Annotated in this window: 10 protein-coding genes; 7 read left to right on the top strand and 3 right to left on the bottom strand. The window is 36.3% G+C overall.

Going from position 1 to position 12,224, the window contains the following annotated elements:
* From B5440_RS15840 to B5440_RS11515, 3 genes are all read right to left on the bottom strand, one after another.
* Positions 1-233: transposase (locus tag B5440_RS15840; protein ID WP_143533310.1), on the bottom strand; the 233-nt coding region annotated here is incomplete at its 3' end.
* Positions 234-534: 301 nt separating this feature from the next.
* Entirely contained in the window at positions 535-1,200 is a 666-nt protein-coding gene (locus B5440_RS11520; RefSeq protein ID WP_070053966.1) for a response regulator, read from the bottom strand.
* Positions 1,201-1,209: 9 nt separating this feature from the next.
* Positions 1,210-3,060 carry a tetratricopeptide repeat-containing sensor histidine kinase gene (locus B5440_RS11515; RefSeq protein WP_233425376.1) on the bottom strand — a complete coding sequence of 617 codons (1,851 nt, stop codon included), beginning with the start codon at positions 3,058-3,060 and terminating at the stop codon, positions 1,210-1,212.
* A 382-nt stretch (positions 3,061-3,442) separates the two neighbouring features.
* On the opposite strand from B5440_RS11515, the gene B5440_RS11510 reads away from it, so the two are divergent.
* The 7 genes from B5440_RS11510 (at position 3,443) to B5440_RS11480 (ending at position 12,216) form a co-directional block, all read left to right on the top strand.
* The gene (locus B5440_RS11510) at positions 3,443-4,507 is read left to right on the top strand and encodes an AAA family ATPase (protein ID WP_157823642.1); all 1,065 of its coding nucleotides are present in this window, start codon (positions 3,443-3,445) and stop codon (positions 4,505-4,507) included.
* Between the two features lie 2 nt (positions 4,508-4,509).
* Positions 4,510-4,845 (top strand): cyclic-phosphate processing receiver domain-containing protein, encoded by a 336-nt coding sequence (locus tag B5440_RS11505; RefSeq protein ID WP_070053963.1) that lies wholly within the window; start codon positions 4,510-4,512, stop codon positions 4,843-4,845.
* A gap of 120 nt (positions 4,846-4,965) precedes the next feature.
* On the top strand, positions 4,966-5,340 hold the full coding sequence (locus B5440_RS11500; RefSeq protein ID WP_070053962.1) for a YkvA family protein: 375 nt from the start codon (positions 4,966-4,968) through the stop codon (positions 5,338-5,340).
* Between the two features lie 502 nt (positions 5,341-5,842).
* Complete coding sequence (locus tag B5440_RS11495) at positions 5,843-6,421, top strand: hypothetical protein (RefSeq protein ID WP_070053961.1); 579 nt, start codon at positions 5,843-5,845, stop codon at positions 6,419-6,421.
* Between the two features lie 333 nt (positions 6,422-6,754).
* On the top strand, positions 6,755-7,228 hold the full coding sequence (locus B5440_RS11490; protein WP_070053960.1) for a YkvA family protein: 474 nt from the start codon (positions 6,755-6,757) through the stop codon (positions 7,226-7,228).
* 87 nt (positions 7,229-7,315) lie between these two features.
* The gene (gene recD / locus B5440_RS11485; protein ID WP_070053959.1) at positions 7,316-9,151 is read left to right on the top strand and encodes an exodeoxyribonuclease V subunit alpha; all 1,836 of its coding nucleotides are present in this window, start codon (positions 7,316-7,318) and stop codon (positions 9,149-9,151) included.
* Between the two features lie 2 nt (positions 9,152-9,153).
* A complete protein-coding gene (locus tag B5440_RS11480) occupies positions 9,154-12,216 on the top strand; it encodes an exodeoxyribonuclease V subunit gamma (protein WP_070053958.1) in 3,063 nt (1,020 codons plus the stop codon).
* Positions 12,217-12,224 lie beyond the last annotated feature (8 nt).

The raw sequence follows: 12,224 nt of genomic DNA, 5'->3' as shown, positions 1-12,224 counted from the left end.
GAATACATATTGCGAAGGTACGCATAGATGGTCACCTTGAGCAACATCCGGGGATGGTAACTGGAGGTACCTCCTCCTTTATAACTTCGCTCCAGGTCAGCGATGTCGATTTGATCAATAATCGTATTGACGATCCTAACGGGATGATGGGCAGGGACCAGATCATCATAACTGGGAGGTAAAAGACTTAACTGCGACTGGTCATAGGTCTTAAATACTGCTTTGGCTTTCATTACATGAAAATACTAAAAACCAGAAAATAATACAACAAAAAAGGCTGCCTTTTCAGACAGCCTCTTTTTTTGTAATAAAATTCAGGGGTTATTGTTTAAATTGCTGTCGGAGGGGACGACCGGAATTTCAATTATGTAGTGTTTACTGGGCCTCCCAAAGGGGCAAAATTTATTGGTCACCGAATTGGTATCGCTTTAACAAACTTTAACGTTTAGATTGAATTTTTATACACTTCTTCACCCAAAATAAACCATTCTCCTCTAAAATAAATTCAACTCAATATTTACCTAATTTTAAATATTATATTAGTTGTAGATCTTTCATTATGGAAACTAAATGAGGATTAGTGTTGGCGTTAAACTCATCTCTCAAATCTTTTAACCTTTTTTCAATCGCACTTTTACTTCTGGGTTTTATATTCAGGATTTTTAATTCCTCTTGGATTTGGTCTTGGGTAAGTCCGTTGGAAAGAAATTTTACAATATTGATTTCAAAATCGTTTAGAACCAGTAAATTATTTTTGTTTAAAGCCTTCTCTATTGTTGGGGAATTATAGGTTTTCCCTTGCCATAGTTTTTCAATTGCTATTTTTAGTTCTTTTAATCCTCTTCGGTCTTTACAAACATAACCATCTATATTACCAGATTCCCATAATTCTCTTACCGTTTGGGGGTGATCTTCAATGGAATTTACAAGAACTTTCAGATCGGGATATTCAGATTTTAAGAGGGCGATGAGTTCTTTTCCTGATTTGATCTTTTCATCGCGATGATCTTCTTTAAATGAGAGATCACAGATAAGTAAATCGAAAGGTTCGTCATCTTGTGAAGCTTTTTTAGCCGAAAGCCAGGCCTTGTCACAGTATTGCGCGTGAGTTATTTCCGGAATATTCAATTCATTTAAAATAGATGCTACAGCGTGATTAATGCTGTCCATATCTTCTGCAACTAATACCTTTTTAAACATACCCTTAATCTATATTGGAATTTGGATGAGTATTTTTAATCCTCTTTCCTGTTCGGTATCAAATTTAAGTTTTCCATTTATAGAAAAAATACGGTTTTCCATATTTTGAACGCCATTTCCTGATTTAAGGCTTTCCTTTTTAACACCAATCCCGTTATCGGAGTATTGAATTTTTAATAGATTCTTTTCAGAAGAAAATATAAAAGCCACCAAACTTGCTTTGCTGTGTTTATTCATATTGATCATGATCTCCTGCAACACCCTATAAATAACAAGTTTCTTCTCAGTATTTAAATCATTCCACGCAATGGTTTTTTCCCCGCTTAAAATAAGTCTGGCGTCTCTGGGACAATTAGAAGATAGCGATGACACTAGCTGATCTAGATATCCCTCCCCGGTATTAATTTCATTGTTTTCCCTGGAAATATTTCGGGTACGATTGTAAATGTGTTCAATTCTGTCCATCGTTTCAGTTGGTGCGATTGCCTCCAGGCTACTCATTACGTTATAAACATCATTGGCCAGCTCATCATGAATTTTTTTGGAGATCCTAGTTTCTGTCTTATGGGTCTCGCGAATCTTCTCTTTTTTGTGTTTTTCTCTTAGATAATAAACGATGAAAATTGCCAAGACAATTGCAAAAATTACGATAAATATCAGGATATAATTCCGGGTTTTAATCTTTTGGTTTTCTAAGGCCTGTAGAGCCGCCGAAGCCTCCAAACCGGAAATCTGCTGTTGCTTGCGTTCTTCATCAAATTTTATTTTGGCAAAGGTATTTTTGACCCGTAAGTTTATCTTTTTTAAACTATCGCTAAGCTGAATATAGTCTGAAATATAATCCTTGTCGCCAGGAGTAATTACGAGAAGTTGTTCTAATGCATCTATTTGAGCCTGGAGATTGTTATTTTCCTTACCGGCATTCAACCATTTTTCAGAATATTCAAGAGCTAAATTCTTATTAGTCTTTTCGTAATACTTCGCTAAATTCTCATAGCTTGATATGATTCCAGTATGATCATTTGAAGATTTTCTCCATTGAAGAGCTTTTAGTAATCCTGAGGAAACCTCTTTATCGTTATCTGTTAGCCATTTCGAAAATTCCAGATTGTTTAAATATCTTGCTCTAGAACTGTAATCATTCACAGAAACCTTGGAATAGGTTTCGTCAAAAATTGAAACTGCTTCCTCGTAATTTTTCAAGTCTCGATATACTAATCCAATATTGTTTTTATAGGTTAAACTATCATCTAAATTAGAAGCGTAACGAAGTGCATTTTTATATTCCTTAAGCGCATCTTTATAAAAGCCCTGATTTCTATATGCAATAGCTATAATATTATGCGCACTGCTTAAATATTGGAGATCTTTTTCCTTATTAAGATGGCGTAAAGCTTCAGTAGCTGATTCCTGGCTTCCAGTATAATCCTGCATCCTACTTTGAGCTATTGCCATTTCTAGACTTCTACGAGCCGCTTTTGTACTATCCCCTAATTGAAGATAGCGTTTACGTGCTTCAAAAGCATATAGAAAAACTTTTTCCTGATCATCTAAATAACGGTTAACAACTGCTTTTCGGTAAAGAGCAAGAGCGAGCCACTCTGTTTCATTTTTAAAAGTTGCCAATCGCTCAAGACTATCTGCAAAAATAAGCGCGCTATCATATTGCTTTAAACGCTTATGGTAATATATTTTATAGTCTAAGAGGAGAGGGTAGAGGGTGTCGTTTTTATCCGCGATGCTTTGAAGTGCCTTATTGAAATTAGAGATTTTTTCCCTGATTTCTTTAGAATTTTTTCCCTTTTCAAAATAGGTAAATGAAAAATCTGTCCTGATTTGTTCAGAAGACTCAGAAGACATCTTTTCATTGGTGCAGGAGGATAGCAGCAGAAAAAATAAAATGCTATAAGTATGAAGCAGGGGGCGTAGGTTCATAAAGCGAAAATAAATAAAAAAAGCCGCTAAAATATAACGGCCTGGCTTAATATATTAATTAGCCTTGATTGATGTTTGGCAGATGTATAGTAGTAATTTTTTTCAGCATTAATTCTCTCACGTCATAGTTTGGCGTCCTTTCCTTTCATCTTTGAAAATATAAATAGCGAAGTTAATTGCTTCGTGTTGTTTAATGTTAAGAATAGATCCGCTTCAGTCTGTGACTTTTCCAATATGTAGAGGTAAAGGAAAATTAAAGGACGAAGCGGAATCTTATTCTGATTTCAGAACCGAAAGTAAGATTACTATGAACTATAAGAATAATAAGGAGCCGAAATTTCTACCGGGATTTGATTTAAGCTCACTTTTTGATAAGTGGGGTGATTTGGATATAGATACGCTGTTTATTGGGTATTTTGGAAAAGTGCCCAGTCGGTATTCTTACCAGGAAGTAGATATGGAGGCATTTCATTTAGATTTTCCTAAGCGTTTTCAAGATTATATTTTAGGATATCACTTTAAGAAAGAGTCAAAGAATAGCGACTTTAAAAATGACTTTGTATATGTACTGGACAAGGAGATCTTAGTAATTCAGGATAGTGATGAAATATATATATTATTCCAAAACGAAACCTGTGAGTTATTAAGTGATATTATAGATTTCACCAAAAAATTAATCATAGAAGAAAAGAATAAATCTTCTATTAATTTAATAATAAGTCAACCAAGAGGCCTGGATAACAAGAAGATCAATTTTAAAAATCCCGAAATTGATCTCTCTAAAATGTATAATGATGATTTTGAAACTTTTCATAATCAAATTATTCAAATTCTTGGAGAAGAAAATAAAAGTGGACTTCACTTACTTTACGGTAAACCTGGTACTGGAAAAAGCACCTACATTCGGTATTTGTGTGGTCTATTAAAAAAAGAAATAGTATTTCTACCGGGACAAATGGCTCAGAATTTAGACAATGTAGCAATGATAAGATACCTGATAGGAAATGCAAATTCAATACTGGTAATAGAAGATGCAGAAGAACTGATTGTTTCCCGGGAAGGTCAGCGCAATTCCAATTTATCCATGATACTTAATATTACCGACGGAATTCTAGGGGAGTCCCTGGGAATACAAATCATTGCAACTTTTAATACCGATGTGAGAAATATAGATCCAGCACTTAAACGAAAAGGTAGGTTGAAATCGGCGTACGAATTTAAAGCCTTACCTGGAATAAAAGCTACAACATTAATTAAGGAACAGGGATTAGATTATAATGTGAATGAAGCAATGACCCTGGCGGAAATTTTTAATATAACTGAGGAGAATCCATATAAAGCGCCAGATCGAAAAGCTGTAGGGTTTAAGTAAGTATGAAAAAGTTATTTCTAGATGATATTCGTATTCCAAAAATGGTATATGATACAATTGAAGCCAAAGATTTTATTGTGGTAAGGAATTATGCTGATTTCGTAAAGTACATAAAACAAAACGGTCTACCTGATTTTATCAGCTTTGATAATGATCTGGGATTGGATGAAAGTGGAGAAATAGCACCAGATGGATATGTCGCAGCAAAATGGTTAGTATACGAATCGGGTTTGGACCTTCGGGAATTGCAATTTAAAGTTCACTCAGCCAACCCTGTTGCGGCTGAGCAGATCAGGGGACTGTTGAATAATTATATTCAGTTTTTGAAAAAGAGTTGAAACTTCCTACGATTACTTCTAAGATCCACACGTTTACTAAACGCTGTTCATTCCTTTTAACATACAATTTAGATTTGGACATTATGTATAAATCAATATAATTTAAAATTCAATTTTTTTATGACAGACCAAAATGAAAATAATGGATACGGAAAAGAATACTCTGACGAAGGGTTCTGGAATAAGGTAAAAACTGTTTTTAAAAAAGCAGGTATTAAAGTCGTTTATTCAGCATTGACGCTTTATTATACTTATAAGAAAAAAGATACACCTGTCTGGGCAAAAGGAGTGATAGTAGGAGCCTTAGGCTATTTTATTTCACCAATAGATGCCATACCAGACATAACACCTGGTATTGGATATGCAGATGATATAGGTGTATTATTAGCGGCCGTAGCTACTGTAGGCGCGTATATTGACAACGAAGTTAAGCAATACGCAAAAGACAAACTTCGTGATTGGTTTGGTGATTTTGATGAGGAGGAACTTTTGTAGGGGGATTAGTAGAAATGTAATCGAGCTCCAACGGAATCTTCTACCAACGTTTATAAATTTAAAATAACAGGGTTGGACTTCGTAAAGTCTGGCCCTTTTTTCATAGATCCTAAGAACCTGAAGATTATACCAAAGTTCTTGAATAAAGACTATTCTTAATTTACTTTGTAAAGTATTGAAATGATAATTCCATTAAATCTGGATGCGTTAATTGATAGTAATTGTTTTTCTTCTACAACTCTAAAATTAAAAGGCGGCACTAAAAAGGTTTACGCCACTTTGTTTTTTTAATCTGATTCCCTGTCCCGAAATAATATCTTTATTGGGCCAGTCATCTTTGACAAGTATACATACGGATAGACTCTTTTTAAAAAGCCCTTATTCGAAAATAAACTAAGTGAATAAGATATACGTTTCCGATAATTTTTATTCATGACGACACATTTTGACGCTTACTAATTTTAGTTTTATGATTGTAATGAACTAAATACAAGCTTTTATTATGCCTATGTCTAATAATGGTTTTAAGTGGAGGCCAAATGATAATTCTGCAGTAACAAATCTTCGATATACTCTGGAAGCGGAGAAATGGGTGAATGCGGTTTCTTCCGCACAAAGGAAAACCCAGCCCGGATCTGTTGATAAAGATTTTTTATTCATCGGGATGTTATTTCAATTAGTATTATGTGTTCTTTTACTTGTTCTTCTTGGAATTTTGCAGCTTTTAAAAGCTTTGGTGCAGTTTATAGAAACGAGTTTAAAAAGTAAGCCTGCTTCGAAAAAAGTAAACAAGAATATATATAAGGAATATGAAGAAGGGCCAGTGACGAAAGTTTGGAATATTGACAATTCTGAAACAAAATACCCTTCAGGTTGGCAATTGATCTTCTGGACGAATTATGGAACTTTGAGAGGCATTTGGAAGTTTCTGTTTCTCTTTACCGGTGTTTTCGTGATCCTGGTGGTGGTTCTCTATATATTGAGCCAGTGGATTCCCAATCATTTTAAAGTTAACCAGGGAACCCTCATTTTTGCAGCGGGAGTTAGTTTATGGAATGCCTTTATAGGAATGGATGATTAAATTAAAAGATATAATGGTAATTAATTAATATTCAATGGTATCGTAATTAATTCGATAAAAAATACGGATTCCCATAATAATTCCTTAAAATTAATTTTATATTTAACAAGATTTTAAGTCCCTACCCTTAAAACCACATAACTGAATCAATTATGAAATCTACTTTTTATATTAGGTTTTCTGAAGGGGCTAAAATTGTTCATTCATATTTAGATGTTACAATTATAAAAAAAAGCTATACACATTTTTTTCCTGGAGAAATCTCGATTAATTATCAGCTAATAGGAGTAGGCTACATAAGCTAAATTTTAATTCTTTAAAGAACTACAATCCATGAAAAACAAAGACGAGAACAAGGGGAAAAACTCTAAAAAATACCAAAAGAAGTTCAAAAAGGAGGACGCAGAAAAAGCCTTTAATAAAAGAAAGAAAAAATTCAAAAAAGAGGACGCTGATAAGATTTTCGATAAAGAAGAGAATCTCTTTGAAAAATTTTTAAAAGTTTCCAATTTGAAAGAATACTATAAGGACTTCAAGGATTTGTTCGCCCTTTTCAAAGATTACTACCAAGGCAATTATAAGGAAGTACCCTGGCTAGTTATTGCATCTATAGGTGGAACCCTCTTATACGTATTATCCCCTATTGATCTTATTCCCGATTTTATTCCTGTTGTCGGCTATTTGGATGATGCTGCGGTCTTTGCGGCATGTCTAAAATTTGTAAAAGTAGATTTAGAGAATTATAGGAAATGGAAAAATTCTTCCGATGCTGATTCAGGACGACCTACTACTGTAGAAGTTCGATAGTCGGTATACTTAATAATCCTTCTATTTTCTATTTCAATTTGAAATAGAAAATAGAAGGATTCATTCATATCGTCAAATAATATCTGTATGCTTCCAAAGGACATAACTCCCCACCAACACTTCGCCTCCTTCTTCAGAAATGAAAAAGACTTGCAACCCTATGCCTATGCCGTATCCAAAAGCCTGGCTGAAGGTAGTATATGTATAGATGTAAATGCAGATCGAAAAAAAATATTTGAGGATCATAAAGAGGATAGGATTAATCTTAAGTCTAACCGTTTGGTTGAGTCACCTCTTGTGGGAAATGAGAAAGAGATTAAGAAACCGTTTATCCTCCACGGAGACAACTTCTACATCACCCGCTATTTCAACTATGAAACTCAGATCATCGACGGGATTGAAAGCCTCATAAAAAGAGGAGCAGAGAATAAAGTCCAGCGTACCTCTCATCTGAGAAATTCAATACTATTTACCAAGCTGGTAGCTGAAAGGGATCATAACCTGGAAGTAGATTGGCAACTGGTGGCTTCAGCCATGGCATTTATAAATAATTTCACCATCATCACCGGCGGGCCGGGTACCGGAAAGACCACCACAGTGGCCAAGGTCCTAACTCTGCTGTATGAGGAAAATCCTAAACTGGTTGTTAAGTTGGCCGCACCTACCGGAAAAGCCGCGATGCGGATGAAAGAATCTCTGGCAAATAATGATATGGTGCCGTCGGAATTTAAAAATGATATATCAGGATTAAAACCATATACAATCCATAGGTTACTGGAGTATAAACATCAATCACCGTACTTTAAACGCAATAGTGAAAATCCAGTGGAAGCCGATGTAATTATCGTTGACGAAGCTTCTATGATCGATGTGGCTTTATTTGCAAAACTTATAGCCTCAGTTTCTCCGGAAACTAGGCTGATCCTACTGGGAGACCAGAATCAGTTGGCTTCCGTGGAAGCAGGGAGTTTGCTTGGGGACCTTTGTAATACGGTTAAAAATAAAAATCAATTTTCGGCAGATCTAATTGGTGAATTAAAAGTAATTCTACCGCAATTGGACCTTCAAACCAATGCAGAAAATGATACGATGCTGCAGGATCATTTGGTGGAGTTGCAGCATTCCTACCGTTTTGTGAAAAAACCTGAGTTGGGTGAATTAAGTGAGGCAGTGATCTCTAACGATATACCTACTATTGAAAATTTTTTCGAGGGGAATAGGGATGAAAAAACCATAGTTGTAGATCAGAAATACGAGGAAAACATCTTTCAAAAGTTTATTAAGGGCTTTGAGGCTTACATAACTGAAAAAGATGTGGCCAGGGCAATAGAAAAATTAAATGAACTCCGCATACTTGCCGTGATAAGGGAAGGAAATCAAGGTGTTGCCGGATTAAATGCAAGGGTGGAAAAATATCTTGCAAAAAAAGGAAAGATCAACCTTTCCCAGGTTTTTTACGAGAACCGTCCCGTAATAGTTACCCGTAATCATTCCGACCTTAATCTCTTTAATGGAGATGTTGGAATTGTTCGAAAGGATAAAGATACCGGAAAAATGAGGATCTGGTTCTTGGACGAGGAGAAGCAACTTGATGATGAGAGGAAAAAAACAGAAACTGGAACAGCCGGTGTTGAGAGTAAAGAAGCAGTAGAGAAGAAGGTCAGAAGTTTTTCTCCCGGACTTTTAACCGATGTGGAAACAGTTTTCGCTATGACCGTACATAAGAGTCAGGGTTCTGAATTTGAAAAGGTGCTACTGGTAATGCCAAAATCGGAGGAATTACCATTGCTAACCCGGGAACTGCTTTACACCGGGATCACAAGGGCTAAGGAAGAGCTAAAAATTCAGGGCACGCAAGAGGTTATCCTGAAAGCTTCTGAAGGCAGGGTGATGAGAGCATCAGGAATAACTAACAGGATCTAACCATGCGAAAAGAAGTACTAATGGCTCAGGCACAATTTTTTACAGCTAATTCCAATACAGAACTTGCAGGTGAACTTGCCACTCATATTAAAGCTACTTTCAGGGATTCAGAGCTTGTTTTCCAGCCGGTACATATCATTTCTCCCAATAAAGCCCAATACCAATGGTTAAAAGAAAAGCTGGCAGAAAACCTGGGGTTTATCGCTAACCTGGAGCAGCATAGCCTTAATTCCTTTTTTAAGAGACTAATCGGTTCCCTGGATCCCACCACAAAAGATAAGCCGGGAAAAGAGAAGTTGATCTGGAAATTATTTTCAGAAATGGGAAAAGCTGAATTTAAAAACTTATTTCCAAAGATAAAAACCTACTGCGGGGAAGATGAGATCAAGCGGCTTGCCCTGGCTCAAAAGCTTGCAGGAATGTTTGAAGATTACCTGGAATATGATCCAGATGGAAGATGGAAGGAATTAGAGGGTAACGAAGATCTTGAATGGCAACTATGGCTTTTTGAAAAATGCGGATTTGACAATCTCCAGCCATCACCCCAAGAGTTCCGTAAACTGCTTACCCAGAATTCAGGAGTTCTAAAAGAATATCATTCGCTTTATCTTTTTGGGAATCTGGATATAAGTCCGTTACACCTGGAATATTTAAAAGCCCTGACTGAAGTTGAAAAATTTGATATTCATCTCTATCGCACTAACCTCAATTTTAAGCAAAAGGAAAATTCCCTGGCACAGAACTGGGGAGAGAATTTTGTTAGGACAAATGATAAATTAAGTCAGTTGGGACAATTACCCGGGGCTGTACAACTTCCTGAAGGAAAAACACTGCTTGAAAAGATACAGAAGGACATATTAATCGATGAAACATCAAAAAGACTTCCTGAAGATGAATCCCTTCTCATCTACAATTCATTTACACGAGTGAGAGAAGTGGAAGCACTTTATAATTTCCTGGTAAAAACCGTTGATGAGAGTGAAGGTAAATTGGGTGCGCGCGATATTATGGTGTGTATGCCCTCCCTGGATCCCTACATTTCTGCTATAAAGACGGTCTTTGATTCGGCTCCTTATAAATTCCCATATAAATTGGTCAGCCGTGGATACGGCCGGGAAGAAAGTTTCTGGACAGCCCTGGAGCAGGTGTTGTCTTTTGAAAAGGATGATTTCACGGCTCCTGCAGTTTTCAATTTGCTGGAAATGCAGCCCATTCAAAAAAGTTTCGGTTTTGAAGATCTTGATCTGTTGAAGAAAGCATTTATAGATGCGAATATCCGAAGGGAGTATGAAGGCGATATTGAACTTGAAACCAATTATGCTTCTTTCAGCAACGGACTAAACCGACTCATTTATGGTTTCTGCCTGGGTAGTGAGGAACCTGTAGAGATTGCTGCAAAAATGATCTATCCGGTAGATATCGCTGAAGGGCAGCAGGCAAATGATCTTTTTAGATTACATCACCTCGTGGATTTGCTAAATAAATTCCTTGAAACCAAAGCTGAAAGACATAGTGCCGCATACTGGCATACAACATTGATGGAAATTGCCGATGAATTCCTACAACCGGAAGAATGGCAGCGAAAGCAGTTCCTGGGTCTCATGCTGGAGCTCGGATGTTTGGAAGCTTCAGCCGATGAGGAAATAGCCTTCAATACATTCTTTTTCCGATTAAAAGATCAATTACTCAATAAGGATTTGCAACAGATCAAAGGACATGGCGGAATTACTTTTTCAGGATTGTATCCTGGAATGAGTATGCCTAAGAAAGTAGTGGCTTTCCTGGGGCTTAACTTTAAAGAATTCCCTCGCCGGTCCCAGGATCTTAGTTTTGATCTGCTTTCTGAAAACAAAAAGCCTGAAAGCAGGATGCTCGACCGAGGTGCGTTTCTGGAAACTTTTTTAAATGCTGAGCAGAAAGTGCTGTTAAGCTATATAGGGCAAAATGTAAAAGATAATTCAGAGATTCCAGCATCTTCCCTGATAGGTGAACTGGATGATTATTTAGAAAAGGCAGGAGCAAAGATCAAAGAAGTCCAACATCCTTTGCATGCTTTTAATTCTAAATATTTTGAAGATAAGGAGAAAGATCTTTTTACTTATTACAAGGGCGATAGTAACAAGGTTTATTTGAAGTGCGGCATAGAGAATAGCCAAAAATTACCTACGGAAATATCTCTTTTCACGCTAGAAAGCTTCTTAAAAGATCCTTTTCAATACCATTACAATAGGGTTCTTAATATTAGGTATAGTGAGAAGGAGGATTTACCAGATTGGGAGATTTTTTCTCTTGATGATCTGGACAGCTGGGTAGTCAAAGATTTATGTTTAAAAAATAAGTTTAAATCTTCTCCCTTGGAATTTGGACAGCTACGAAAGGAAATTATCCAGTCCGGAAGGCTCCCTTTAAGATCTATTGGTGAAATAGATCTCCACGAAGCAAATGAAAGAGTGAATTTATTATGGCAAAAAGTGCAGGAGCTTTCAAAAGATTCGGAGTTTTTTGAAGAGAAAATATCGCTCAAGTTTTCTTTGAAAAATAAACAGACAATGCGGTTAACTGGCATAGTTCAAATGTTGGGTGATAGTGGACTGCTTCTGAATGTTTCTAAAAGAAGAAAAAAATATGAGATTATAGCCTTTGTAAGATATCTAGCGCTTTTGGCATCAGGGAAAGCACAGCAGCTGAATTATATCCACTTAAACGATGAACAATCAGAGGCCGAGCTGGTGGTCCTAAAGAATGGGTGGACCAAAGAAAACGCCTATGACTTTTTGAGAAACTGGCTTCAGGATCTCACCGATAACTATAGCAGGATTATTCCTTTTTCACCTAATTTTAATTTTGAGGTGAATGATATCGCACTTCTGTCTCAGGATGAAGTAGGGCCTGAAAAGCTGAAAGATCTTATTAATAACAAATTCGGACGCTATGGGAATTGTTATCCTTCAGCATATTTACAAAGAGAGTTTAACAACGGCTTTTTTGAGGATGAATCCAATCTAGTGGAATTTATGCAAAAATATACAACCTATCTGGGGCCAATCGAGGAGGCATTTAAATAATGACATAC

This window comes from Salegentibacter salarius (assembly GCF_900168265.1).
Classification (GTDB): Bacteria; Bacteroidota; Bacteroidia; order Flavobacteriales; family Flavobacteriaceae; genus Salegentibacter; species Salegentibacter salarius.
Note: the sequence above shows the minus strand (reverse complement) of the source record. Positions and strands in the feature narration are given on the sequence as shown.

Bases quoted from the DNA above. Each gene is read 5' to 3' on its own strand.
- B5440_RS11520 (WP_070053966.1), bottom strand. From the start codon at position 1,200: ATGTTTAAAAAGGTATTAGTTGCAGAAGATATGGACAGCATTAATCAC.
- B5440_RS11515 (WP_233425376.1), bottom strand. From the start codon at position 3,060: ATGTCTTCTGAGTCTTCTGAACAAATCAGGACAGATTTTTCATTTACC.
- B5440_RS11510 (WP_157823642.1), top strand. From the start codon at position 3,443: ATGAACTATAAGAATAATAAGGAGCCGAAATTTCTACCGGGATTTGAT.
- B5440_RS11505 (WP_070053963.1), top strand. From the start codon at position 4,510: ATGAAAAAGTTATTTCTAGATGATATTCGTATTCCAAAAATGGTATAT.
- B5440_RS11500 (WP_070053962.1), top strand. From the start codon at position 4,966: ATGACAGACCAAAATGAAAATAATGGATACGGAAAAGAATACTCTGAC.
- B5440_RS11495 (WP_070053961.1), top strand. From the start codon at position 5,843: ATGCCTATGTCTAATAATGGTTTTAAGTGGAGGCCAAATGATAATTCT.
- B5440_RS11490 (WP_070053960.1), top strand. From the start codon at position 6,755: ATGAAAAACAAAGACGAGAACAAGGGGAAAAACTCTAAAAAATACCAA.
- recD (WP_070053959.1), top strand. From the start codon at position 7,316: ATGCTTCCAAAGGACATAACTCCCCACCAACACTTCGCCTCCTTCTTC.
- B5440_RS11480 (WP_070053958.1), top strand. From the start codon at position 9,154: ATGCGAAAAGAAGTACTAATGGCTCAGGCACAATTTTTTACAGCTAAT.